This window comes from Pantoea sp. SOD02, assembly GCF_024707505.1.
Lineage (GTDB): Bacteria > Pseudomonadota > Gammaproteobacteria > Enterobacterales > Enterobacteriaceae > Pantoea > Pantoea symbiotica.
This window is the reverse complement of the sequence record NZ_CP102605.1, coordinates 346345-371727: the sequence shown is the minus strand read 5'-3', so window position 1 is coordinate 371727 and position 25383 is coordinate 346345. Positions and strand designations below refer to the sequence as shown.

Below are 25383 nucleotides of genomic sequence, written 5' to 3'. Positions count from 1 at the left end.
TGATTGCCTTTCTTAAAAGGTGAAAAAGAGCTAACATTTGAACGTTCCCTTCTTACGCTCTGAGAATAATGTGAATGACCCAATATCGTCTCAATGAAAACCTACTTTTTGATGATGAGATCTTTCAGATCACTCACCTTACAAGCGATGGAGCACCAGTAAAACTTAGCGCGACGGCGACACGATGCCTTGCCTTTTTAATTGAGCATCAGGGTGAAACGGTCGATAAAGAGCGTTTAATACATGAAGGTTGGGGTAAGTTTGGTTTGCTGGTGACCGAGGGCAGTATGTGGAAAAATATTTCCCAACTACGTCAGGTTTTTCAGAGAATGCAGATCTCTTATGAAGTCATCATCACTGTCCCGCGCCTCGGCTATACTTTCAGCTCACAAATGCATGTTGAACGCATTGAACCGGCAGAGCGTACCTTAACAAATACAGAACCACTTTCAGGTTCTGACGAGCTAACTGAAGTCACAGATGAAGCAGCGGGTAAAGAGAGTGAATTGACAACATTGGCTAAATTGTCACGTCAAAAAAATAAAAACCGTCTGTTTATCTCCCTTGGCATTAGCGTAATATCAATTAATTTGCTAATTGCTGCTGGTTATGCTATTTGGTTTAATCAGAATACGCAATTAACAAATTTTGATGCAGCAAACCAATATCATCTCATTACCACCTTAAGAGAATCACAGGTATTTGCTCAACACCCCTTTGAACAAGAAACGAGTTATGTTCAAGATGCTTTGACGCGTTTAACGCGAGAAAAACCGCGGACTTCGGCCGGTAATAACCCGAAGTTTATTTATATAAATAAAGTAATGAGTCGCAGCGTGAGCAGCTATTTTCTTTGTGAACATGCAATCACTAATAATAACAATGGATGTACAGCCTATTTCAGTTTACACGGCGAGGCCGTGAAATGAGAAAACTTCTGATCGTTATCGCAACAATCACCTCGTTAATTGCGCCCTGGCTGGTGGTTAAAAGGATGGATCAAACAGCAAACCTGACGCTAAATTGTGTGGTTCCATTTACTATCAACTCGCAAAAAACCAATTCAATGCTCATGAACGGGATGATAAAAAGTCATTATTATTCGAACGGGAGCGGTATTGGTATTCTGAGTGGCAACATGCACTATCGAAGCAAAGATAGCAACGCTACGACCAGCTATTCCCTGCATCGCAACATCCGTTTTACTTACCAACAGTCGCACTCTTACGTCACCACCCACACTCAAGAAATGCATCCTGCTTTCGGTGAAAGCATTCCTGAGAATCTGGCAGATGAGTATATTTTCCCTAGTTTCAAAAAGGGATTTAATGATTACTACCAGATACATAAAATGGCAAATGGCGACATGATGGTCAGTGTGGCGAATATGCCGCGTTTATATTGCCATGTTAATTAATAACATAGACCGATTGTGAGTGCGGGAGAAAGCCAGCAACCTGAGTTGCTGGCTAACAATCAGATATAAGGATTATTGGCGTCGTTTAATGGAATGCTCCACTCTTCGCCATTGACGCGTACTTTTAAGTAACGACGCGTACGATATTTTCCAGGTTCATACTCCTCAACTTCCCCTTTAATCACCGTGCCCTGCAGTAATAACTCTTTATTGTTGTTATAACCAAACCCCACATCTTTATTGCCAATCCAGTGTTGTTCAAACGCCACGATCGGTGCCGCATCCAGCGTTGCACTCTCCTCAGCGCTGCAAGCGGTGAAGCTTTTGCGGAAGATAAAACATAATCCGGCTTGATAGCGATCTTTACCGTTGGTGGTAACCAAGGCAGTGGAAAATCCGGTATAGGCTGCGATTTTTACGTAAAGTTTGGTTCTGGCACCGTTGCCCGATATATGCACCTTCACCACCGGGCTAGAACCTTCGCCATACCAGCTGCCAATGGTGTTGGCACCATCACGCGCTTGCAAATAGATGTTCGTCGCGCCTTCTGGCGTACGATTGCTGTAGGTAGTTTGGGTTTCACTTTGCGAATTATATTGTGCGCTGCCAACTACACGGACGTGTATTTGCGAAGTGGCATCGGAGAAATTGAATTCGCCCACGTAGAACCATTTATTGTTCTCGGTGCGATTATCCATATGGTGCTGTGAGGAAATATAGTCGTAGCTCAATGAACCTTGCGCAATGATTCCCCAATCGGAAAATTCCAGCACGCCACGATCGCCCTCGCCGATTAGTGTCCAGGGTTCAATTCCTGTGGTGCTGTAATCAAAACCGGCGCTTTGGTTATGAATACTTTTTTGAATAATGGTAGCGCGACAATAACCCAGCTTTAGCGGATTGGCAGTGGATTCAATGGCTAAACCTTCAATCACCCATTGGCCGTTGGTGAGATCGCCAGCAAACTCCGCATGTTCAATCCAGCCGTTGCGTATAAAGGATTGGGTACAGCGTGGTAAATCGAGGACCGGCTTCTTCGTATTGCCTTGTAGGTTGAAATTCGATAACTCAATTGCCGTGGAGTGATCCCATGCGCCTTGCTCGCGATCGGACCAGCGTGCGTAGACAATGCTGTCTTGGCAGCCACGGGAATAAAACTGGTCGATTTTACAATCCAGCGTATCGATGAGGTCGAGCGCACGTCCGCCGAGATAACGGAACTCCATACTGCTCACACGCAAGAACTGACCACCGATAATGGTGTTGGCGTAAAAGCCGACGGTGTTAAACGCGGTACCGCCATCTTCGCCGCTGTTAGAACTCATCCCTTTTACAACAATCCCAGAGATCTCCGCGTAACGCGCCTGCACTTTAAAGAAGAGCTGACCACGTGGTTTGGTTTCCCAGTTGAAAACCAATGTTGTGGTTGGAAAATAGCCGAAGTTAACCGCCGCACCTGCGACTTTGAAACGATTAATTTCTTTATCAGAGATGTCGAATGTCGACATGCTAAACACGCCCGCCGTAAAGCGAATCCCGGCCGATGGCAGTACGCGCTGTGACCAGGTATACATGCGTTTCACGGCTTCGATGCAGTCAGTCTTGCCATCAGGCACTGCGCCAAAATCCAAAACAGTTACTGAGTTGTAATCTAACACCACGCGCTTCCAGCGCTTTTTCCCCGCAGTTACAAAAATCAGCCCGCCATCATCCACAGATGTCGTATCAGTGGCATCGTAAACAAAAACACCTCCGCCACTTTTTGTGCCACGAGTGTACTCAAGCACAGTGCCGATCGTGCCTCCGACGGTGGGTTCTGTTGCTTTTAATTCTGCAACATCCCGAAATTGATAAACGGTAGCCGCCGCTGCTACTGCATTTTGTGGATTGGTATTACTGGACGCATTCGCCATGGTGTACCCCTTAATTATTAAGAGAAAGTAACTGCACCATCGAGTATAAGTAATTGAAAATTAATGTGTTGATGCGTACCAATCATACTGGTGGTATTTAGTTATGCGTTTTTGGAAATACCAGGCAACATGATGATTAATGAAAAAAAGCGTAGCGGGAAGGGAATGATTTACAGATTAATCGCAGACAGTTTATGGATATAGCCGGTACGAAAAGCGCGGAATATGTCTTAAACACGACTTAATAAATGATGCAGATGTCATTATTAATTAACTGGCCAGTAACGATGAGTTACCGGCCTTAATACTTAGAAAGTGGCGTTCACACCCACGTTCCACGTCACCTGATGGTAATCGCTATTGCCGCCAACCGTTGAAACACCGGCAAAAGCATTCACCGTTTCAGCCAGCGGTACGTTGGCACCTAACGACAGATCGAGCCAGTTCTTATCACGCGCCTCAATGCTGCGTTCAAACGACGTTCGGGTCGATTTCAGTCCGGCGCGCACCGTGGAATCGGTATCGCCAAACTGGTGGTTATAACTCACCTGCGCCCACGGATTCACCACCCACTGTTTGCTGTCGATGCGCCAGCCGACTGATCCAATCTGTGAATGGGTGGTTTGATCGGAGTAGCGCATCGCGGTGCTGCTGTCGCTGTTTTCGCTATAGCCACCGACGCGTCCATAATCCAGCGCGTAACTGGCGACCGGTCCGGTGCTGAGATTTTCGGTTAGCGGCAGCGTCCAGCCGGTTTGCACACGCATGCCGAGCAGTTTACCGCTGGTGCTGCCCTGCTCGGTACGTTTGGCTGGGCCAATGTGGATATCACGCTCAATGCTGTCGAAATCGAGATCGGCATAATGCAGATCGGCGTTGATCCAGCCCTGATCAAGCACCGTCAGTTGGCTATACAGCGCCACCAGATTGCCGCGCAGTTTGTAATCGTAGTTTGAGGACGGCTCCTGCCGCTGATTGGTGTTGGAGAACAGCACACCGGTTTGCCAGTTGTCGGTGAGCTGATAGCCGATACCCAGCGTTAAGTTGGCCGTGTTGGCACTGCCGTTGCTCCAGCTGTCGCCCTGATAATCGACGTGTTGCCCGGCGTAACCGCCAAATACCGTGAACTGTCCGGCGCTGGCAGGCTGCTGACGCTGTTGCTGCAAATGTCCATCGAGCGTGTTTTGTGTGTCGCGCGCCATCATCAGTGGCGATTGTGACAGCGCCGCCACTTGCGCTGGTGCATCCAGAATCGACTGAATGTAATCGGCGATCATCGCGTGCACCGCTGGGCTTGGATGCAGGCGATCGGCGAACAGATAATCCTGCGCGCTGGAGAAGCCTGGCGTGCTGGATTTACACTCATCCGCTGATGTCCCAATCGGACACGCGATGCCGATGGTGTTGGTTAAGCCATATTGCGTCGGATTGGCAATCACTTCATCAAACAGCCCAGCGATATCAACGCGCACGATATTGCCATTCAATGTCGCCAGCCCCGCTTCTTCCTGCTGGTTATAGCCGTCGGAAAGCGCAGTAACCTGCTCGCTGAGTTCCTGCCATGCGGTGTAAAGCTGCTGCGCCAGCGCGTCACGCACCGCCGGAACAGAAGAGACTTCGCCTGCGGCTTGCGTAAACGCATCCTGCACCGCCTGTTGCCGCGCGGCTTTATCTGGCGTGGTGACGCTATCCAGCGACTGAAACGCCGCCACCATCGCTGGCGTGGCTGCGGTGCCCAACACGCGCAGCACCGTTTGGATCATATAAGGCGTTGAACCGAGTTGCGGTACCGTTGGCACAATCACCGCTCCCGCACCGGCATCCAGCAAAGTTTTGATCTGTGCAACCGATTGATTGGCGCTGTTGCTGATGGTCTCGCTGGCGGTTAAGGGATTGGTGACGGCAGCGGCAATATCATTGGCTCCAACCCAATGTATGTACAAACCATTGCTGTCAGCGCGGCCGCCGGTTGAGGCGAGATAACCCGCCAGTTGATCCTGAGTGTTTAGATCAGGATCGAGCTTCGGCACCGACACCGCGCCGCCCTGCGCATAATTGCTGCCGCCCAGTGTAGAACGTTGCAAGTCCTCGCCTAAATGCGCGGCAAGAATCTCGTCATATAAAGGATGTTGTGCACCGTCGAAGGTAAAGCGGCCCACGTTGCCGCTATCACTCAGGCTATCGCCAAACACGGTCAGGCTATCCCATGCCAGCGCGGGAGCAGGCGTCAGCAACGCGCTAAGTGTGGCGATGGCGACAGCAGAAAGCGCAGATTTGTGGTTGTTCATCATCAACTCCGTGATGGGCCAGAGTTACGTCGTCTGACCGGCAAAAGGTTAGGTCCGCGCATCAAGCGAACCCGCAACATCGCATCAGGAATGCGTAAGGAAAATATCAAGGACGTTTAACTGTTTAGTCAGGAAGGAGGCGTTATGCCAGTTTGCAGCGGCAAATTAACCAAAGTTTATGAACAGCTCTTTTACATGCATTTAAATTAAACCTTTAAATAAGGCCGCCGATAACTAACGATGCAGAGTTCGACTACGCTCTGATCGGTACTTTTGAAAACATCAGGTCGGTTAATTAAATACCCCCATGCGGCGCTGCGGCGCACAGAGACACTTTGAAGTGTACGGCGAAGGGGATCTGCGGGCAGCCTAAGCGACACGTCCTGAACGTGAGCAGATTGGTGCTGCACGCCTTACGTTCAACAGCACAATAATCGCCTGAGGCTTCCCATGTTTGGTGTGAAAAAGTCGAGTCTTACCTTGCCGTTTTATAAAAGTGGCGATGTGGTTAAAGATATCAATGCGATCAAACAGCATGTGGCATGGATTGAATTTACGCCCAACGGCGAGATTCTCACTGCCAATCACCTCTTCCTCGCCACCACCGGCTACCAGCTGAATGAGATTCAGGGGAAACATCACCGCATCTTCTGCAGCCCGCAACACAGCCAATCTTCCAACTACCTCGCCTTCTGGCAAACGCTGGCGTCCGGCGAATCGGTAACTGGCATTTTTGAGCGCTTCAATAAGCAAGGCCAGCGCTTCTATCTCAGCGCCACCTATTTCCCGGTGAGCGATGACAAAGGCCATGTTTACAAAGTGATCAAGGTGGCTTCGGATATTACAGAACGTCATCAGGAGCTGGAGCACAAAGAAGCGGTGATCACCGCGCTGGACCTTTCGATGGCGGTAATCGAATTTACGCCGGATGGTCAAATCCTCACGGCCAACAATAACTTCCTCAAGCACATGGGATATGAGTTGGATTCGGTTGTTGGGCAACATCATCGCATTTTCTGCTTCGATAACTTCTACCGCGAAAATCCGGACTTCTGGCGCAAGATGGCCAAAGGTGAACACTTTGTTGGCCGCTTCGAACGCAAAACCGCCAGCGGCGAACGTATCTGGCTTGAGGCCAGTTACAACCCGGTGTATGACGCGGATGGCAAGGTCTACAAGGTGATCAAAATCGCTTCGGATATCACCGCGCGAGTGGAAGCGGCCAAGCGCGTAGCCGACATTGCGCTGACGACCTCTGAAGAGACCTCACAAATCACCGATAACGCCAATGAGGTGCTGGATGAAACCATCCGCAACTCTGGATTGGTGGCGGTGCAGGTAAATGCGGCGACGGCAATTGGTGCCGAACTCAATGCTTCGGCGAAAAGCATTAGCGAGGTGGTCGAGACTATCAACCTGATTGCCTCACAAACCAATATTCTGGCGCTGAATGCGGCAATTGAGTCGGCACGCGCGGGTGAAGCGGGACGCGGATTCAGCGTGGTGGCGGGCGAAGTACGACGTTTGGCGGCATCCACCTCCAGCGCCACCAAACAGATCACGCAGGTGGTGGAACACAACGCCAGTTTGATCGCGCAGATGGAGCAGCAGCTCAATGAGGTGAAGCAGTTTGTGGTGACCGAGCAGGATAAAATCAGCGTGCTGTCACGCAGCCTGCGGGAAATTAACAGCGGCGTACATGAGTTTGTGAACGTGATTCACCGGTTGGATGTGTGATTTGTAGGGTCGCCATTTATGGCGACCTGGAAAAAGTATTGTGCGGTTATCGGAAAGGTCGTCATGAATGACGACCCTACGGTCGGAATAAGCATCAGAATGATCACACGGTTTTGTAGGGTCGCCATTAATGGCGACCTGGAAAAATATCGGTGCGATCGTAGGGTTGTAATCACATCATCTGCGGTTCACGGATCGCCTGACCTTTGGCGAAACGCGCCAGACTGTACGGCTTCATATCGGTGAACAACGGTTTGTTATTCACCATCTGCGCGCACAGCAAGCCTGCGCCCGGCCCGATACCAAAACCGTGGCCGCTAAAGCCGGAGGCGATAAACAAGCCCGGCATGCTGGTCATCTCATCAATCACTGGCACCAGATCAGGCGTGGTATCAATCCAGCCGCCCCACGCGTGATCCACTTTAATACCGTTCAACTCCGGATAGAGCTGCACCAGCGCCTGCATCGCTTCCTGCACAATGCCGTTATCCGGTGCCGGATCGAGAGTGCGGATCTTCTCAAACGGCGACACACCTTGATTAGACCACGAACCAGCGGCTTCCGGGCCGTTGAAGAACGAGCCATTAATGCGCATCTTCAGCTTCTTGGCGATCTTGCTGCGAAACATCGGATAGAACTTGGTGGCGTAACGGATGTTTTGCGGTGCGAGGTCAATCTGCCCGCGTCCGGAGAGCGCCACGGTGTAGCTGCCATCCTGACGACGACGAATGCACAAACCGCCGGTGCTGAGACAACCTTTGATCACCTCAGGCGCCGCCGTGGTTTTGAACGCGGTACCCAGAATATTGGCGCTCGGCAGTTCGATGCCGTATTGCTTGCAGAAGCGCGAACTCCACGCGCCGCCGCAGCAGATCACGCGGTTGGCTTTCACCAAGCCGCGCTCGGTCCAGACGCCGGTCACGCGTCCGCCGGAAACATCCAGTCCGCGTACCGCGCAGTTTTGCTGGATCGATGCGCCGAGGTTTTTCGCGCCGGTCGCAATCGCCGGTGCCGCCAGTGACGGCTCCGCGCGACCATCGCTAGGCGACCACACGCCGCCAATCCACGGCGCATTGTTGCCGATGCGTTCGCGCGTCTCTTGCGCGGTCATCAGATGACTAACGAAGCCAATTTGCTGCGCCTGTTTGCCCCACGCTTCCCAGCGCGCCAAATCGGTTTCGCTCTGCGTGCCGTAAGTAATGCCCTGACGCGAGAAGCCGAGATCGAGGCCGATTTCGCTGCTCAACTCATCCCAACGCTGCAAACTGCGCATCGCCATCGGCAGCTCATACAGGTCGCGGTTTTGCTGGCGCACCCAGCCCCAGTTACGACCGGATTGCTCGCCGCCGATCACGCCCTTTTCAAACAGCGCCACGGAAACGCCCTGTTTTGCCAGTTCGTAACTCACCGATGTGCCAATAATGCCGCCGCCAATCACAATCACATCAACGGATTCGGGAAAGCGTTCACTGTCTGCTACTGCATTGATTTTTATGCGCATCGTCTCAAGTCCTGCACGCCACGTCGGTGACGAAATTACAAATGATGTTCAGAGGGAATGTGCATGATCCACAACACTCTGGCTTCACTCGCGCTATGGTTAAAAATGTTGTGCGGTAAATGGCTCTGGAACTGGAAGCTGTCGCCCGCAGTTAAGATGGCACTGTCACCATCGATCTCCAGCGTCAGCTCACCTTCCATCACCAAACCGGCCTTCTCGCCCTTGCCCATCAACATCTCATCGGAACGCACGCCCGGCGGCACATTGATGAACATAAACTGCAAATCGTGATCGCCTGACGGCGACAGCATCTCCTTGGAAATGCCGCGTTTGCCGACATTGAAATGCGGCCGTTCAATGGCACGACGCACATAATGTTCCGCGCCGCGCAGATTGGTTTGATTCTCTTCCAGGAAGGCTGAAAGCGGCACTTTCAACACCAATCTCAGCTGCTCTAACACGCGCACGGTGGGATTGGTCAGGTTGCGCTCGATCTGGCTGATAGCGCCAGCAGACACATTCGCCAGCTGCGCCAAATCAGTGATGGTCATATTGCGCGCCTTACGAATCCGTTTCAGGCGCGATCCAATATCCGCGTCCTGCGCATCCGTTGCTTCGTCACTGATACTCACTTTCTTCATCGGTTTTTACCCTTCCAGCGGATAACTTTATCCAATTTCGCACAGCGCAGTCGCCGCGTTTATTTCCCTGATACTGTGTTTATCGCTGAAATTACCGGTGCGAGACAGCAAAATATGCCGCAACGACGTTATGGCATGCCCCATTTGGTTTTAATGGTTTGCAAAGTGCCGTCTTCTTTCATCGCAGTCAGCGCGCTATTAATCTGCGCCATTAATTGGTCGTTGCCCTTTTTCACGCCAAACGCCATCGGCGAAACATGTTCGGGTTTATAACCGTCGATAACGTGCATGCCTTTCAGGCCGCCGGCTTTTTCCTGCGCTTTCAGGATCGGATAATCATTCATGCCCGCCGCAATTCGTCCGAGCGATAAATCGCGCGTCATATCCGCCGGACTGTCATACACCTTCACCTCTTTGGCGATGCCGCTTGCCATCAGGCTTTGGGTGTAATCGGTGCCCGCCATGGTGCCGACGATGTCACCTTTTACATCCTGCCACGAGTTATAGGTCTTTTTGTTGTCGTCACGCACCACCAAACCCGCGCCAAATGCGGTCACCGGCTGCGAAAACGTAATGCGTTTCGCACGTTCTTCGGTGGGCGTCATACCGGCCACAATCATGTCGATTTTGCCGGCAATCACCGATTGAATCAGCGTGGAGAATGGGATGGCGGTGTAATTAATATCGAGGTGCTGGCGCTTCGCCACTTCGGCTGCCACATCCGGCATAAAGCCTTCAATTTTGCCGCTTTGGGTATCGAGAAAAGTGGTTGGCGCACTGGAAGGCGGTGAACCGGCGGTCAGCGCCGCCGCTTGCGCATTGAGGCTGAATGCAGCCGCCAGACACGCGAATATTAACCGGGAACGTTTAGCAGACATAACTCACTCCTGAATCAAATGAAAAGGGCGAACGTCATTTTCACTATAATGAAATTAGTTAGGTGTCTGTCAATGTTTTATTTAATCACACTGCGTTAATTCACAATTCAGGATTAACCCCTTTGATAACAAGCGTTATTTAACCTATAGCCTATTCGTATGACGACAATAAGTAAAAGCTATCTCTGTTCGGCGGGTAAAGATTGACAGTGATTCGTCATCGAGGATATTCATTATAATGAAATTTATCTGCAGGGGATTATCATGGATTGGAGTAGTATTCACGTTTATCTGCCCTTCCTGTTGAAAGGGGCCGAAATGACGATTTACATCACCATTTTGTCCCTGATAATCAGCACACCATTGGGACTGATTTTTGCTGCGGCGAAGATGTGTCCGTGGAAAATAATTTCCTGGCCGATTGCGACCGTAATTAATATTACGCGCGGCCTACCGATGATTGTGGTGCTGTTTTATATCTATTTCGTCTTCCCCGATATTGGCATCACGCTGTCGTCATTTCAGGCCAGCGTGATCGGTATCGCCTTCTGCTTTTCAACCTATATCGCTGAGATTTTCCGCGCCGGCATTGAATCGGTGGATCGCGGCCAACTCGAAGCCGCGCGCTCAATGGGCATGAGTTTCCCGAAAGCGATGCGCCGCGTGGTGCTGCCGCAGGCGTTTCACGTCGCCCTGCCGCCTTATAGCAATACGCTGGTGATGATGCTGAAAGATTCCGCGCTGGCTTCCACCATCGCCGTCACCGAAATGACGCGTCAGGGCCAGCTGATTGCCGCTTCCACCTTCGATAACACCACGGTGTATACGCTGGTGGCGCTGCTCTATCTGGTGCTGTGCCTGCCGTTGCTGGCGCTGACTAAGCAGCTGGAAAAACGCCAGATTAAAGGAGCCTGAGATGATTGAAATTCGTGATGTGCACAAAAAATTCGGCCATGTCGAAGTGCTAAAAGGCGTGAGTTTCAACGTCAGCGAAGGTGAAGTGGTGTGTTTGATCGGCCCGTCGGGTTCCGGGAAATCAACCATTTTGCGCTGCATCAATGGCCTGGAAACTTACGAAGGCGGCGACATCAACGTGCTGGGCCAGCGCGTCAATAACAAACACAAAAGCATAAACGATCTGCGTAGGCAAATTGGCATGGTGTTTCAGCGCTTCAACCTGTTTCCGCATCGCAGCGTGTTAGAGAACGTGATGGAAGGCCCGATTCACGTCAATGGCGAACCGCGTCATGTGGCGGAGAAGCGCGCTAAAGATCTGCTGGCGATGGTGGGGCTGGCGGAGAAGATCAACGCGTGGCCAACGCAACTTTCCGGCGGTCAGCAGCAGCGCGTGGCGATTGCCCGCACGCTGGCGCTGCAACCGAAAGCGATATTGTTTGATGAGCCAACCTCAGCGCTCGATCCGGAATTAGTCGGCGAAGTGCTGCAGGTGATGCGCAATCTGGCGCGTGAAGGCATGACAATGATTGTGGTGACGCATGAAATGCAGTTCGCGCGCGAAGTCGCTGACCGCGTCTGTTTCCTGCACAGCGGGCAGATTGTCGAGCAAGGCCCCGCCGATCAAATCTTGCTTAAACCGCAGGAGCCACGCACCCAGGATTTCCTGCGCCGCGTACTGGGCAACGTGGTCTCCACCACCTGCGCCTGCTGCCGGACAAACCCCGTAGGGTCGCCATTTATGGCGACCGCGGATAAATAACCGCACAACACCTACTTCAGAGGAAAAGAATGAAAGTCCAAAAAATAACGCAACCCGCCACCATTGCATCGATGGAAGATTGGGGCAGCGTAGAAGGTTTGCCTGGCACCGGCAGCATTGGGTTATCCGGTATTCAGAAGGTGATTCCCGGTAAAGAAGATATCGATACCGGAATCTTCGAATGCGGCGTCGGTTCCTATCGCCGCTCGGTGAAACAGGCCGAAATCATGCACTTCCTCAACGGCAACGGCTCTTTCACGCCGGATGGCGAAGAGACGCTGCACTTCAAACCCGGCGATTCGTTGTTCTTTGAAGCCAATACCGAAGGCACCTGGGTAATTGAGAACACCATGCGCAAGTTGTATGTGATTTTTGACGCCAGCTGATTGATGCGCTGCCTATCTAAAAGTGAATTGCTGCCAGGTGCGCATGAATGCGCACCCTACAAAATCCTGCCTTTATTTACCGTTCCCCTTTCGTAAATTTTCGTCTAGATACTGGCGTTGTGAACAAAAATGACTCATATAGATAGCATCAGCTATATATTATAGCATTGGCTATATTTCTCTGGAGATGATCATGTTCACTCAACGCTTTTTGCCTGCGATTGCGATCGTGCTGTCACTCAGCGCGTTTACTGCGTCAGCGGCTGAAAAACTCAAAGTGGTGACCACTTTTACGGTGATCGCCGACATGGCGAAAAACGTCGCGGGCGATGCGGCGGACGTGACGTCGATTACCAAAACCGGCGCAGAAATCCACGAATACCAACCCACGCCAGGCGATATTCGTCGCGCGCAGGGTGCCAATCTGATCCTGGTAAACGGCTTTAATCTGGAACTGTGGTTCAGCCGCTTTTACCAGCGTCTCAAGGATGTGCCGCAGGTTACCGTGACGCAAGGCATTGAGCCGATGGGCATCACCGAAGGCCCGTACAACGGCAAACCCAACCCGCATGCGTGGATGTCGCCGGATAACGCGCTGATCTACGTCGATAACATCCGTAACGCACTGCAGAAATACGACCCTGCCAATGCCGCCATTTATCAGGCCAACGCCGAGCGTTACAAAGCGCAGATTCAGCAGACCATCGCGCCGATGCGTGCCGCTATCGACAAGCTGCCCGCCGATAAACGCTGGTTAGTGACCAGTGAAGGTGCGTTCTCTTATCTGGCGCGCGATTTCGGTTTGAAAGAGCTCTACTTATGGCCGATTAACGCCGATCAACAAGGCACGCCGCAGCAGGTGCGTAAAGTGATCGATGCGGTGCGCGATCATCAAATTCCTGCCATCTTTAGTGAAAGCACCATCTCTGCCAAACCCGCGCAGCAAGTGGCGCGTGAAGCCGGCATTCATTACGGCGGCGTGTTGTACGTCGATTCGCTGAGCAACAGCGATGGCCCGGTGCCGACCTATCTGGATCTCTTGCGCGTCACCACTGAAACCGTGGTGAAAGGCATCACAGAAGGAAGCCAGAAATGAACCCAGCCGCAGGTTTAATCGTCGAGAATGTCGGTGTCACCTATCGCAACGGCCATACGGCGCTGCGCAAAGCCTCTTTTAGCGTGCCAGCGGGCAGCATCACCGCGCTGATTGGTGTTAACGGTTCCGGCAAATCCACGCTGTTCAAAGCGATCATGGGATTTGTGCCGCTCTCATCGGGTGCGGTAACGCTGGCCGGTTTGCCGGCCAATAAGGCGCTGAAACACAACATCGTTTCCTATGTTCCACAAGCGGAGGAAGTCGACTGGAGCTTCCCGGTATTGGTGGAAGATGTGGTGATGATGGGCCGCTACGGCTATATGGGCATGCTGCGTATTCCGCGCGCCGCCGATAAACTGAGCGTAGATCAGGCACTGGAACGCGTGGGAATGAGCGCTTATCGCCATCGTCAGATTGGCGAGCTGTCGGGCGGGCAAAAGAAACGCGTATTTCTGGCGCGCGCGCTGGCGCAAAGTGGGCAAATTATCCTGCTGGATGAGCCATTTACCGGCGTGGATGTCAAAACCGAAGCCGCGATTATTGCTCTGCTAAAAGAGCTGCGCGACGAAGGCCGCACCATGCTGGTTTCCACTCACGATCTCAACGCCATCCCCGATTTCTGCGATCGCTGCGTGCTGGTGAAAAACACCGTTCTGGCGAGCGGCCTGCTGCATGAGACTTTCACCGCCGATAATCTGGCGCAGACCTTTGATGGCGCGCTGCATGAGCGTAACGCGGTATTAATGCAGCTGATGAAAGACAAAAATCAGGACCGGGGAGCGAACCATGTCGTGGATTATTGAGCCGTTTGGCTATCAATACATGCTGAATGCGATGTGGATCTCGGCGCTGGTCGGCGCGATTTGCGCCTTTCTCTCCTGCTTCCTGATGCTGAAAGGCTGGTCACTGATTGGCGATGCGCTGTCGCACTCGATTGTGCCCGGCGTGGCGGGCGCGTATATGCTTGGACTGCCCTTTTCACTCGGCGCGTTTCTCTCCGGCGGGCTGGCGGCGGGCAGCATGCTGTTCCTCAATCAGCGTACGCGCTTAAAAGAAGATGCCATCATCGGCCTGATCTTCTCGTCGTTTTTCGGCATCGGCCTGTTTCTGGTGTCGCTTAATCCCACTTCGGTGAATATCCAAACCATCGTGCTAGGTAATATTTTGTCGGTTGCGCCCGCCGATATCTGGCAGCTCGGCGCGATTGGCTTTATCACCCTGACCATTCTGCTGCTGAAGTGGAAAGATCTGATGGTGACCTTCTTTGACGAAAGCCACGCGCGTTCACTCGGTTTGAATACGCTGCGGCTGAAGATCCTGTTCTTTACCCTTCTCTCTGCGTCCACCGTCGCCGCGCTGCAAACCGTCGGCGCGTTTATGGTGATTTGTCTGGTGGTGACGCCCGGCGCGACCGCCTATCTGCTGACCGATCGTTTCCCGCGTCTGTTAATGATCGCCGTCGCTATAGGCAGCATCACCAGTTTCCTCGGTGCATGGAGCAGCTACTTCCTTGATGGCGCGACCGGCGGCGTGATTGTGGTGGCACAAACGCTGGTATTTTTAGTGGCCTTTGTCTTCGCGCCAAAACATGGCGTGCTGGCGGCGCGCCGTCGTGCGCGTCAGACCCTGGAGGACGGCGTAAATGGCTGAATTATTGTTGAGTCCTTTCCAGTTCGAATTCATGAACATGGCGCTCATCACTACCTTGGTACTGTCGCTGCCGTGCGCGATGCTGTCGGCGTTTCTGGTGCTGAAAGGTTGGTCATTGCTTGGTGATGCGATGAGCCACGCGGTGTTTCCCGGCGTGGTGATCGCCTGGCTAATTGGCTTGCCGTACGCCATCGGCGCGTTTGTCGCCGGGATGCTGTGCGCCGTCGCGACTGGCTACATCAGCGAGAACAGCCGCATCAAACCCGACACGGTGATGGGCATCGTCTTCTCCGGCATGTTTGGCGCCGGTTTAGTGCTGTATCTGAAATTGCAGCCTGAAGTGCATCTCGACCACATTTTGTTCGGCGATATGTTGGGCATCAGCCTGGCGGATATCATCCAGACCGCGGCCATCGCGGTGATTGTCAGCGTGCTGATTGGCGTCAAGTGGCGCGATTTACTGCTGCACGCGTTCGATCCCAATCAGGCGCGCGCCTGCGGCATCAACGGTAAACTGATGCATTACGGCTTGCTGTGTTTGATCTCGCTGACCATTGTCGCCGTGCTGAAATCGGTGGGCGTAATTCTGTCAATTTCGATGCTGATCGCGCCTGGCGCTATTGCCTTGCTGTTGGCGCGTCGTTTCGTGCAGGTGATGCTGCTGGCGATTGGCATTGCCGTGGTGACGGGTTTCAGCGGTGTTTACGCCTCGTTCTTTCTCGATAGCGCGCCGGGGCCAACCATTGTAGTGATCTACGCGACGCTGTTCGTGCTGGCATTTTTGTATGTCACGGTGAGGGATCGGCGCACGCAGCAAGCGCATGGCTGATGATTTAGGTCGCCATGAATGGCGACCCTACGTTGGGAAAATGCAGCCTGGTGCGCGCTTTAATATTTAACGCGTAATGCACCTGCAAATTTAAGCCTACTGCAAACCGCGTTGCTTATCGCGCAACACCGTGTCGCCGAAATACGATTACACGCTGGCTCTGGTCAATGTTAGCCTTAATCTCTTGTTGGCCCGAAATGACCCACAATTAAGGAGCATGATGAGCATCATTAATCCCGCTGGCTTGAAGGCGCGCAGCTATTACAATCACGTAAAAATTCGTCCGGGCACGCCGGTGTTTCCTACTGGCCAGGTGGCGTGGGATGAAAACGGTGACGTGGTGGGTGTTGGCGATATGAAGCAACAGGTCGAGCAGGTTTATGCCAATATCGACCGCTTGCTGGAAGGATTGGGCGCGCAGCGCGACTGGATTGTACGCACCACCACCTATGTGACGGATTTAGCACTGGTGGCGGAAATTCACCCGGTGCGCCAGCAGTTTTTTGCCGGTCTGGAATTGCCCGCCAGCACGCTATTCCAAATCGCCGCATTGGCTGAGCCGGAACTGCTGCTGGAGATTGATGTAGTGATTATGTTGCCGTTGTAGGGTCGCCATTTATGGCGACCACGCTACACCAACTGATGAAATCCCCGATCGTGATACACCATTGGTGCCGCATCACTACGCGGATGCAGCACTGCGGTCACTTCGCCGAGAAAAATCGCGTGCGTATGCCAATCCACGGTTTTCGCCAGACTGCACTCAAACGACACCAGTGATTCCGCACACAGCGGCGCGCCGTTGACCGCCATCAGCCATTCACCGTGTTGAAACCGCTCATCGCGGCGGGCGGAATTGCTGAATACATCCACTAACGCCTGTGCATCAGCGGATAATACGTTAACGCAAAAGCGTCCGCTCTCGGCAATCATGGCAAACAGGGATGCGCTGCGCTTCACGCACACCAGCAAAGTCGGCGGTTCAGCGCTGACTGACGTTACCGCCGTGGCGATCATGCCGCCAGGTTGTCCCTGATAGCTGGCAGTAATCAGGCACACGCCCGCCGCCAGTTGGCGCATGCCACCACGATAGGCATCGGCCAGGATAATAGGGTTTTCAGTCATAACACACGCTCGCGCACGATTCGGCCCTCAACAGGATGATGCGGATCGACCGGACCAAGGCTGGAGCCTTTACCCGGCGAAACCAGCCGATCGCAGAACGCTTCGTCTTCCGCTGACCACGGACAATCCAGCGCGGCAATGCCATCCCGCCACTGCTCAAAAGTGCGCGGCCCCACCAGCGTGCTGGTCACCAACTGATTGCGCATCACCCACATCTGCGCCACATGCGCGGGCTGACGTCCGCTGCGTTCTGCGTAAGCCGCCAGTTCACTTGCTACTTTAAGTGATTCCGGACGCCATTCCGCTTCCATCATGCGCGGATCGGCACGCCCGGCGCGGCTGTCGCTGTCGGGTGCGGCACCCACGCGATATTTTCCCGTCAGGATGCCGCGTGCCAGCGGGCTGTAACACACCGCGCCTGCACCGAAATAGGCTGCCGATGGCAGAATTTCCACCTCGGCTTCACGGTTAGCGAGGTTATACAGCGGCTGCGTGGCAACCGGTCCGGCAATGCCTGCTTCGCGCGCCAGGCGTACGGTTTCCGCCAGACGCCACGCTTTAAAGTTGGAGACCGCGAAGTAACCGATTTTGCCTTCGCGAATCAGATCGGCAAACGCCAGCACCATCTCTTCCAGAGGCGCGTTGAAATCCGCTTTGTGCATGTAAAGCACGTCAATGTAATCGGTGCCGAGACGCTTCAGCGATCCGTGCACCGCTTCGCGAATCCACTTGCGCGACATACCGCGCTGATTCGGGCCATCGCCCATCGGGTTGCCGACTTTGGTTGCCAGTACCCAGTTATCTCGATCTGTGGCAATCGCTCGACCTACCACGCGCTCGGATTCGCCTTTGTTGTACATATCGGCGGTGTCGATGAAGTTGACGCCGCTGTCACGCGCATCGGCAATAATGCGGCGCGAAGTTTCTTCGTCAGTGGCACCGCCAAACATCATGGTGCCAAGGCAGATTTCGGACACTTTTAGCCCGCTGCGTCCGAGATATCGGTATTGCATGTGAATTTCCTCATTATTACTTTGCAGCGGTCGCCATGAATGGCGCCCCTACAACTGTCCTGCGCCGGTTTTGTAGGGTGCGCATTTATGCGCACCTGGTCGCCATGAATGGCGACCCTACGGAGTTACGCTGGAATCACTGCCGTGGTGGCGATTTCCACCAGAAACTCGGGGCGCACCATCTCCAGCTTCACGCAGAAACGGGCGGGCAGCAGCGCGGGGAAATAGGTGACGTAGATTTCGTTGAATTTGTGGTAATCATCGAGGTCGCGCAGGAAGATCTGATTCATTACTGCGTGATCCATGCTGCTGCCCGCCGCTTCCAGCACCACTTTGATGCTATCGAGCACGCGGCGCGTCTGCACTTCGATATCGCCGATACCCACGATGCTGCCATCCACCGGGTCGGTCGATAACATTCCTGCGACATAAACATGATTGCCCGCTTTTACGCCCCAGTTGAGGTGATTGAGGCCGGTCGCGGTTTTACCGATGATCCAACCTTCGGGATTAATTGCCTGATTCATCTGTTTCTCCTGAAAATTAAAAGATTAACGCCCTGAATTACGTAAGAAAGGTCGGCCTAAATCTCCCGGTGCCGCACCGGCTTTGCCCATCATGATCCAGGCAATCAGCGCCACCACAAATGGCATCGCCATCAGCAGCGACGGCGCGATATCCACGCCAAGATATTGTCCCTGGAACTGTAAGGCTTCGAGCAGACCCAACACGATGGCGACCATCAGCACGCGCAACGGCATCCAACGGGCAAAAATGGTGATGGCGATGGCCAGATAGCCGCGTCCGGCGGTCATGTTGTCGACGAAGGTGCCACCAGAAGCCACGATGCACAGGTAAGCGCCGCCCAAGCCCGCCATTAGTCCGGTGAACAGCGTGGCGCTGAAGCGAATGCGCAGCACCGAATGCCCGGCGGCATCGGCCGCTAAGGCGTTTTCACCCACCGCACGCAGTAGCAATCCGGCGCGGGTAAAACGCAGCAGACACCACAGCGCAATGGCGATCACCACCGCCAGATAGAACACCGGGCTCTGGGAAAACAGCGCACGACCTACCACCGGCAAATCGGATAAGCCCGGCAGCTTGAGCATCGAAACCGAGCGCATCGATCCGGCAGCAGGCGCACCGCTCAGCCACAGCTGGCGAATCAGCGAGGTCGCGCCAATCGCGAACAGATTGAAGCCGATGCCCATCACGATCTGGTTGGCGCGTGCCAGCACCGTGCCTAATGCCAGCATCAGCGCAGCCAGCAATCCGCCCAACATGCCCGCACCCAGCGCCATCACCGGCGAGCCGGTCAACGCCAGTCCCAGTGCCGAAGCCGATGCACCAAACAGCATCAAGCCTTCCAGCCCAATAGTGAACACGCCCGCGCGTTCGGAAACGGTTTCACCCAGCGCCGCCAGTAACACAGGCACACACAGCCGCAATCCACCCGCCAGGAACAGCGCCAGGGTTACAGTGTTGAATTCCATACCGGCCTCCCTTTCACCAGCATCACGCCGCTCAGCACCGCCAGAATCAGAATCGGCATGCCGCCGAGCACATCAGCGAGCGCCGCAGGAATCGAAAAAGTGGTTTGCAGCGCCAGCGCAGCGCTGTTGATGGCACCGAAGTAGAGCGAGACGATCACTGCGCCAAACGGCTGCAATCCGGCCAGAAACGACACCGCTAAGCCTTCAAAGCCAAGGCCCGATGAGAAGCCATCAATTAGCCGATATTGCACACCGAGCACTTCAAAGGTGCCGGCGAGGCCGCTCACTGCGCCGGAGATCGCCATGCTGGAGAGCACGGTTTTGGCGGCGGATTGCCCCTGTAAGCGCACAAAGCGCGGACTCTGCCCGCTGGCGCGCAGTTTCAGGCCAAAAGCGCTGTGATTAAGCATCACCCACACCGCCAGCGCGATCAGCAGCGCGAGGAACACGCCAGCATGCAAACGCGTGCCTTCTATCACCTGCTGAAATACGCCATCGGCGGGCAGCTGCGCCGACATATTGAAGTTCGAGTTGGCCGGTCGCATTGGACCTTGCACCAGATATTTCAGCAGGTAGATGGCGATAAAATTCATCATCAGCGTGACGATGATTTCATCGATGCCACGCCACACTTTCAGCAGAGCCGGAATCGCTCCCCAGCACGCACCGCACAGCGCCCCGCTGAGGATCGACAGCGGCAGCAGCGCCGCACCAACATCACCAAAGGCCAGAAACGGCAGCATCGCACCAATCGCGCCCATCTGCAGTTGCCCTTCGCCGCCGAGATTAAACATGCCGCCACGAATGGCGATCAGTGCGCCCAGCGCCACCAGCAGACGCGGCGTCATAAATACCAGCGTATCGGACAGCGCGCGCAACGTGCCAAACGCGCCGTCAAACGCGGTGGACATTGCCGCCCGCATCGGCACGCCCATGGCCGCAATCAGCGCTAAACCGATGATCAGCGAACCGACAAAAGCGCTGAGCGTGATCCACAACGATCGTGATGCGCTGAGCTGCGCGAGTATGCGGCGCAATGAGGCGCTGGTTTGTGCCAGCGATGTGACGGAATCAGACATGCAAACCTCCTGCGAGCTGCGCAGCGCGCCCCGACGTCATCAGGGTGCCAATTCGTTCAATATTCATCTCATCTCCCGCTACTGCGCCAGTAATCCTGCCGCCGTTCATCACCACGATGCGATCCGAAACGCGGATCAACTCTTCAATATTCGAAGAGATGATAATCACGGTGGTGCCGGCATCTGCCGCCTCGGCAAGGCGCATCAGCACCGCTTCTGCCGCTGCCATATCCAGGCCGCGCGTTGGCTGATACACCACGATAATCGACGCGTCCTGCGCCAGCGCACGCGCCACCACGATCTTTTGCTGATTGCCGCCAGACAGCGAACGCGCCGGGCTGGCGTGCGAATGGGTGCGAATATCCGACTGCGCGATCATCTCCTCGGCGCGCGCGGCAATCGCTTTGTGATCGAGTAATCCAGCGCGGCGATATGCGCCTCGCATAATTTCGGGATAGAGCAAGTTGTGTGACACCGGCAGATCCAGCGATAAACCTTCGTGATGGCGATCCTGCGGAACTAGCGCTAACGTGACATTGTCACTGGATCGCACCACTTCGCCGCCTTCCGGTTGCAGCTCACCTGCCAGAATAGCGAACAGTTCGCTTTGTCCATTGCCTTCCACGCCCGCTACGCCTACCACTTCGCGCGCCGCCAGCGTGAGGTTGATGTCGTGCAAACCTGGTGAACCGCTGCCAGGCCGCAGCTGAATGTTGCTGAGGCGCATCTGCTCTGCGCCGCCGCTGCGGTGCTGGCCGAGCCGTGTGCCGCTGCTGACGGCGCGTCCGACAATGCGCTCCACCAGCTCATCCGGCGTGCAGCTGTGCGTTAATCCGCTGCCGTTGGTTTTGCCACGGCGCAGAATGGTGTAACGATCGGCATTCGCCAGCACTTCATCGACGTTATGCGTCACCACCGCAACCGCCGTTCCGCTGGCACAGATGCGGCGCAGCGTGGCGTAAAGTGCGGTGATTTCAGCGGGCGTCAGAATGGTGGACGGCTCATCCAGCAACAGCACGCGCGTGTCATTAACCAGCGCTTTGAGGATCTCCACCCGTTGCTGCAACGCCAGCGGCAAGTGGCCGACAATCGCCGCCGGATCCAGATCAACGCCGTAACGCTGCATAAAGGCGCGGATATCGGCGTGGCGACGAAAGGCTTTGCGCCGATCGCCGCGTGCCACCAGCGCGAGGTTCTCCGCCACGCTAAATGGCGCTACCAGTTTGAAATGCTGATGCACCATGCCAATGCCGTTAGCAATGGCATCGGCCGGTCGCCGGTGAATGACCTGCCGACCGCCCATCAGCACGCCGCCTTCGCTCGGCTCATGCACGCCGTACAGAATGTTCATTAATGTAGATTTGCCCGCTCCGTTCTCACCCAGCAGCGCGTGAACCTCTCCGGGGAACAGCGACAGACACACCTTTTCCAGCGCCAGGAAGCCATTGGGATAGCGCTTCGAGACGTGATCGAGTTCGATGAGCGGGCTGGACATGGCGTTAGTCCTCAATCCTGACCTTGCCGGACTTGATGTCATCCATCACTTTAAAAACCTTGTCCTGCACGGCTTTATCGACGTGAGCAAACGGCTTCGACAGCGTCCAGCCGTTGGTTTTTAGGTTTTCGGTGATGATGCGATTGCCTAACTGGTGATCGGCGTAATGTTTGCCAATATCGGCGTAGGATTTATCAAAGTTCATCACCGTTGAGGTCATGATCGAATTGGGGAAGGATTTGGCTTGGTCGGTGTAGGAACCGATGGTTAACACGCCCTCTTCATCGGCGGCCTGCTGAATACCGGCGTCAGCGGTGTCGGCTGATGGAATGACGAAATCCGCACCGCGCGCAATCGCACCGGTCGCAATCTCTTTGGCGCGCGCCACATCGGTGAACGAGCCGACATAGGCAGAATCCACCACCACTTTCGGATTAACGTAGGCAGCCCCTTTTTTGATGAACTGCACGGTGCGCTCCGCCGAGGGAATCGGTTCGCCACTGATCACCGCTATATGGCCGGTTTTACTCGCTGATGCCGCCAATGCGCCGAGCACAAAGCCGTACTCATCCCAATCCACCGACCACGCCGAATAGTTCGGCAAATTGTTGGTGGAACCTTCGTAGGAGTAGAGCACGAACTGGGTGTTAGGGAATGACGGCGCCACTTCTTTGATTGCTGCCGAATAGCCGGATGAGTGCGCGATGATCAGCTTCACGCCGTCGGACGCCAGCTGGCGCAATACCGAAGGCGCGGCTTCGTAAGTGGTGTGCTCGAGATAGCTCGGCGTAGAACCTTCTTTAGTAGCCATCGATTTGAAGGCGGCATATCCCGCCATATCCCAGGAACCTTGGGTGACGGTTTGGGTGAACAGCGCCGCGACGCGCGGTTTGCTGTCATCTGCTTGTGCCAACGCGCTGCAACCGATCGCAGCCGCTACCGCAACAGCCAACATCATCTTCATTTTCATCGCTCGACTCCTGGCAATCCGCATCGCGGAAAAGGTGGATTTATCGTTATGGTGGTCGCCATGAATGGCGACCCTACAATGGTTTGGCGCGTTTTTTGTAGGGTGCGCATTTATGCGCACCTGGTTTATATGGTCGCCATAAATAGCGGCCCTATGTGTTTTGGTAGGCTCGCGCGTTGGTGTTGACGCCGTGCTGCTCCAGCACTTCGAGCACCTCGGTGCCGACGATACGCAGATCGTCAATAAAGTCCGGCACAATCACCGTTACGCCATCCAGCTGCGCGCCTTTGATAATGGCGGCCAGCTTGGTGCCGATAGTTTCTGGTGATCCCACCAATGCGGCGCGCGTCATCGAATTGCGCTGCTCGCCCTGCGAAACAAAGCGCTGCGCCATGGTGTTCTGCTTAAAGCTCTTATCGCCGGAGTATTCGCGCGTCTGGTTATCCAGCGCGATGGTGTCAACGCCCGCGTCATACAGCGCCACGCGCTCATGCGCTTCGGCATCGGTCGCGCCCGGTACGATGGTGAACAAGCCGTAGGTTTTGAAATCGGGTTTGCCCTGCTGCGCGGCCAGCTCTTTGGCACGCAGCCCGGTTTTGATGAAGTCATCATGGTCCGAACCGAGCATAAAGCTGCCGGTACAGTGATCCATGGTGAATAGGAAGCCACGATCCGACGCGCCCGCGCAGATAATTGGCGGCGGCGCGGCCGGTTTCGGGTTTGACATACAGTCGACCAGCTCGTAGTGCTTGCCTTTGTGGTCAACGCGATCTTCGGTCCACAAACGCTTCAGCACCGTCAGCCACTCGGCGGCCAGTTCGTAACGCTCGGCGTGATCGAGGTCCATCCACAAGCCCATTTGCCCCTGATCGGTGGGATTGGAGCCAGACACGATATTCAGGCCAAAACGGCCTTTAGAGATTTGGTCCAGCACCGCACTCATTTTTGCCACTACCGCTGGATGAAACACCATAGTGTGAACCGTGCCCCACACGCCAATGCGGCTGGTGGCTTCGGCGATGCCGGCCATGGTGGTCAGGCTTTCCAGCGTCACGTCCCAATGCTGCGATGGGCCGCCGTAGCCGCGCCACTTCGCCATCGACAGCGCGAAGTCAAAACCGAGTTGCTCCGCGAGGATCGCCACCTGTTTGTTGTAATCGTAGGTCGCGGGCAGCTGCGGGCTGGTAGTCGAGGTGATCCAGCCGCCGTTGCCGACCGGCAGAAATACGCCGAACTCAACATTCTTCTTATCAGTCATGTCAGATTCCTCGATTCAGTTCGCTGGCGAGTGAAGGCTCGCCATAAAGTCGCGGGTAATTTGGTTAAACAGCGGCGTTTCGGTTTCCGAAAAACTGTGGCCGCCCTGCGGCACGATTTTCAGCTGCGCGCCGGGGATGTTTTCGGCCAGCAGCCGCGATTGATACGGCGGCGTGAGGATGTCATCTTGCGCGCACATCACCAGCGTTGGCGTCTGGATTTTTGGCAGTGCCGCGCTGGCATCGTGCGCCATAATCGCGTCGATGCGGCTCAGCACCACATCGCGAGCCGGAAAACGCGTGGCGGAGGCGAGCAGCGCGGGCGATAAAGTCTCGGCGTTGGCTTTGATATGTTCTGGCGGATAGAGAAACAGCGCGCTGCCGTGTACATACTCTTCCAGCGTGCTGCCAATCAGCAGCGCACGGCGCATGCGGAAGCACCAGTTGAAATGCATGTCGGATTTAGCCCAGCTGGCGTACTGCACCATACCTGCCAGCAGTTGCGGATGGCGTGCCGCCAAAATCTGGCCGATGGCACCGCCGGTGGAGTGCCCCACTAAAATCGGGCGATCCAACTCCAGCCCGGCAATCAGTGCCTGCAGATCATCCGCCAGTGTTTCGATGCTGTACGGGCCAGCAGGATGATCGGATTGCCCCGCGCCGCGTTGATCGTAGGTCACCACGGTAAACTCGTCCGCGAAGGCATTGACCTGCGGCTGCCAGTACGCGGCGGTGCCGCCGAGACCAGATACGAAAATGATGGCCGGACCACGTCCCGCGATGTCGTAATGGGTGCGAATTCCGTTAGTCATGATGCTCGGCATCGTTTTCCCCTTAATGGATTTTTGCCTGTATGCAGCGATGACTAATAAGTACCACGCGCGTTTCCGCTAGCTGTA

The 25383-nt window shown here is 54.6% G+C and carries 25 protein-coding genes; 11 read left to right on the top strand and 14 right to left on the bottom strand.

What is annotated here, in order from left to right; all coding sequences use genetic code 11:
- Nucleotides 1-74 precede the first annotated feature (74 nt).
- Nucleotides 75-929, top strand: a complete 855-nt coding sequence (locus NR302_RS21225; RefSeq protein ID WP_258145766.1) for a winged helix-turn-helix domain-containing protein — start codon at nucleotides 75-77, stop codon at nucleotides 927-929.
- Nucleotides 926-1417, top strand: a complete 492-nt coding sequence (locus NR302_RS21220; protein ID WP_258145765.1) for a hypothetical protein — start codon at nucleotides 926-928, stop codon at nucleotides 1415-1417. Before NR302_RS21225 ends, NR302_RS21220 begins: the two co-directional genes overlap by 4 nt.
- 59 nt (nucleotides 1418-1476) lie before the next feature.
- Here the strand turns inward: NR302_RS21220 and NR302_RS21215 are convergent, their stop codons facing one another.
- The gene (locus tag NR302_RS21215) at nucleotides 1477-3330 is read right to left on the bottom strand and encodes a hypothetical protein (protein WP_258145764.1); all 1854 of its coding nucleotides are present in this window, start codon (nucleotides 3328-3330) and stop codon (nucleotides 1477-1479) included.
- A 308-nt stretch (nucleotides 3331-3638) separates the two neighbouring features.
- Entirely contained in the window at nucleotides 3639-5618 is a 1980-nt protein-coding gene (locus NR302_RS21210) for an autotransporter outer membrane beta-barrel domain-containing protein (RefSeq protein WP_258145854.1), read from the bottom strand.
- 450 nt (nucleotides 5619-6068) lie between these two features.
- On the opposite strand from NR302_RS21210, the gene NR302_RS21205 reads away from it, so the two are divergent.
- Nucleotides 6069-7355, top strand: coding sequence for a PAS domain-containing methyl-accepting chemotaxis protein (locus tag NR302_RS21205; protein ID WP_061719508.1), 1287 nt, complete (start codon nucleotides 6069-6071; stop codon nucleotides 7353-7355).
- A gap of 172 nt (nucleotides 7356-7527) precedes the next feature.
- Here NR302_RS21205 and NR302_RS21200 read toward each other — a convergent pair whose 3' ends face one another.
- The 3 genes from NR302_RS21200 to NR302_RS21190 all read right to left on the bottom strand — a co-directional run bounded on the left by NR302_RS21200 (nucleotide 7528) and on the right by NR302_RS21190 (nucleotide 10375).
- Nucleotides 7528-8856 carry an FAD-binding oxidoreductase gene (locus NR302_RS21200; RefSeq protein WP_258145763.1) on the bottom strand — a complete coding sequence of 443 codons (1329 nt, stop codon included), beginning with the start codon at nucleotides 8854-8856 and terminating at the stop codon, nucleotides 7528-7530.
- A 35-nt stretch (nucleotides 8857-8891) separates the two neighbouring features.
- On the bottom strand, nucleotides 8892-9497 hold the full coding sequence (locus tag NR302_RS21195) for a cupin domain-containing protein (RefSeq protein ID WP_008108720.1): 606 nt from the start codon (nucleotides 9495-9497) through the stop codon (nucleotides 8892-8894).
- A gap of 128 nt (nucleotides 9498-9625) precedes the next feature.
- Nucleotides 9626-10375: an ABC transporter substrate-binding protein gene (locus NR302_RS21190; RefSeq protein WP_258145762.1), complete on the bottom strand. Its 750-nt coding sequence runs from the start codon at nucleotides 10373-10375 to the stop codon at nucleotides 9626-9628.
- Nucleotides 10376-10639: 264 nt separating this feature from the next.
- On the opposite strand from NR302_RS21190, the gene NR302_RS21185 reads away from it, so the two are divergent.
- The 8 genes from NR302_RS21185 to NR302_RS21150 all read left to right on the top strand — a co-directional run bounded on the left by NR302_RS21185 (nucleotide 10640) and on the right by NR302_RS21150 (nucleotide 16660).
- Nucleotides 10640-11290 carry an amino acid ABC transporter permease gene (locus NR302_RS21185; protein WP_008108724.1) on the top strand — a complete coding sequence of 217 codons (651 nt, stop codon included), beginning with the start codon at nucleotides 10640-10642 and terminating at the stop codon, nucleotides 11288-11290.
- A 1-nt stretch (nucleotide 11291) separates the two neighbouring features.
- Nucleotides 11292-12092 (top strand): amino acid ABC transporter ATP-binding protein, encoded by an 801-nt coding sequence (locus tag NR302_RS21180; protein ID WP_258145761.1) that lies wholly within the window; start codon nucleotides 11292-11294, stop codon nucleotides 12090-12092.
- A 29-nt stretch (nucleotides 12093-12121) separates the two neighbouring features.
- Nucleotides 12122-12478, top strand: coding sequence for a cupin domain-containing protein (locus NR302_RS21175; RefSeq protein ID WP_008108728.1), 357 nt, complete (start codon nucleotides 12122-12124; stop codon nucleotides 12476-12478).
- A 193-nt stretch (nucleotides 12479-12671) separates the two neighbouring features.
- On the top strand, nucleotides 12672-13574 hold the full coding sequence (locus NR302_RS21170) for a metal ABC transporter substrate-binding protein (RefSeq protein WP_258145760.1): 903 nt from the start codon (nucleotides 12672-12674) through the stop codon (nucleotides 13572-13574).
- Nucleotides 13571-14377 carry a manganese/iron ABC transporter ATP-binding protein gene (locus NR302_RS21165; RefSeq protein ID WP_258145759.1) on the top strand — a complete coding sequence of 269 codons (807 nt, stop codon included), beginning with the start codon at nucleotides 13571-13573 and terminating at the stop codon, nucleotides 14375-14377. The genes NR302_RS21170 and NR302_RS21165 overlap by 4 nt, the downstream gene beginning before the upstream one ends.
- A complete protein-coding gene (sitC, locus tag NR302_RS21160) occupies nucleotides 14361-15224 on the top strand; it encodes an iron/manganese ABC transporter permease subunit SitC (RefSeq protein WP_258145758.1) in 864 nt (287 codons plus the stop codon). The genes NR302_RS21165 and sitC overlap by 17 nt, the downstream gene beginning before the upstream one ends.
- On the top strand, nucleotides 15217-16053 hold the full coding sequence (locus NR302_RS21155) for a metal ABC transporter permease (RefSeq protein WP_258145757.1): 837 nt from the start codon (nucleotides 15217-15219) through the stop codon (nucleotides 16051-16053). Before sitC ends, NR302_RS21155 begins: the two co-directional genes overlap by 8 nt.
- A gap of 217 nt (nucleotides 16054-16270) precedes the next feature.
- Nucleotides 16271-16660 (top strand): RidA family protein, encoded by a 390-nt coding sequence (locus NR302_RS21150; protein WP_258145756.1) that lies wholly within the window; start codon nucleotides 16271-16273, stop codon nucleotides 16658-16660.
- Nucleotides 16661-16683: 23 nt separating this feature from the next.
- Here the strand turns inward: NR302_RS21150 and NR302_RS21145 are convergent, their stop codons facing one another.
- From NR302_RS21145 to NR302_RS21105, 9 genes are all read right to left on the bottom strand, one after another.
- Nucleotides 16684-17178, bottom strand: a complete 495-nt coding sequence (locus tag NR302_RS21145) for a flavin reductase family protein (RefSeq protein ID WP_258145755.1) — start codon at nucleotides 17176-17178, stop codon at nucleotides 16684-16686.
- Nucleotides 17175-18191 carry an aldo/keto reductase gene (locus NR302_RS21140; RefSeq protein ID WP_258145754.1) on the bottom strand — a complete coding sequence of 339 codons (1017 nt, stop codon included), beginning with the start codon at nucleotides 18189-18191 and terminating at the stop codon, nucleotides 17175-17177. The genes NR302_RS21145 and NR302_RS21140 overlap by 4 nt, the downstream gene beginning before the upstream one ends.
- 125 nt (nucleotides 18192-18316) lie before the next feature.
- Nucleotides 18317-18718, bottom strand: coding sequence for a Rid family hydrolase (locus NR302_RS21135; protein WP_008108743.1), 402 nt, complete (start codon nucleotides 18716-18718; stop codon nucleotides 18317-18319).
- A gap of 24 nt (nucleotides 18719-18742) precedes the next feature.
- Nucleotides 18743-19684, bottom strand: a complete 942-nt coding sequence (locus tag NR302_RS21130; protein ID WP_258145753.1) for an ABC transporter permease — start codon at nucleotides 19682-19684, stop codon at nucleotides 18743-18745.
- Nucleotides 19666-20763, bottom strand: a complete 1098-nt coding sequence (locus tag NR302_RS21125; RefSeq protein WP_258145752.1) for an ABC transporter permease — start codon at nucleotides 20761-20763, stop codon at nucleotides 19666-19668. Before NR302_RS21125 ends, NR302_RS21130 begins: the two co-directional genes overlap by 19 nt.
- Nucleotides 20756-22258, bottom strand: coding sequence for an ABC transporter ATP-binding protein (locus NR302_RS21120; protein ID WP_258145751.1), 1503 nt, complete (start codon nucleotides 22256-22258; stop codon nucleotides 20756-20758). The genes NR302_RS21125 and NR302_RS21120 overlap by 8 nt, the downstream gene beginning before the upstream one ends.
- 4 nt (nucleotides 22259-22262) lie before the next feature.
- Complete coding sequence (locus NR302_RS21115; RefSeq protein ID WP_258145750.1) at nucleotides 22263-23228, bottom strand: BMP family protein; 966 nt, start codon at nucleotides 23226-23228, stop codon at nucleotides 22263-22265.
- Nucleotides 23229-23379: 151 nt separating this feature from the next.
- On the bottom strand, nucleotides 23380-24486 hold the full coding sequence (locus NR302_RS21110) for an LLM class flavin-dependent oxidoreductase (RefSeq protein WP_258145749.1): 1107 nt from the start codon (nucleotides 24484-24486) through the stop codon (nucleotides 23380-23382).
- Between the two features lie 15 nt (nucleotides 24487-24501).
- A complete protein-coding gene (locus tag NR302_RS21105) occupies nucleotides 24502-25308 on the bottom strand; it encodes an alpha/beta hydrolase (protein ID WP_258145748.1) in 807 nt (268 codons plus the stop codon).
- Nucleotides 25309-25383 lie beyond the last annotated feature (75 nt).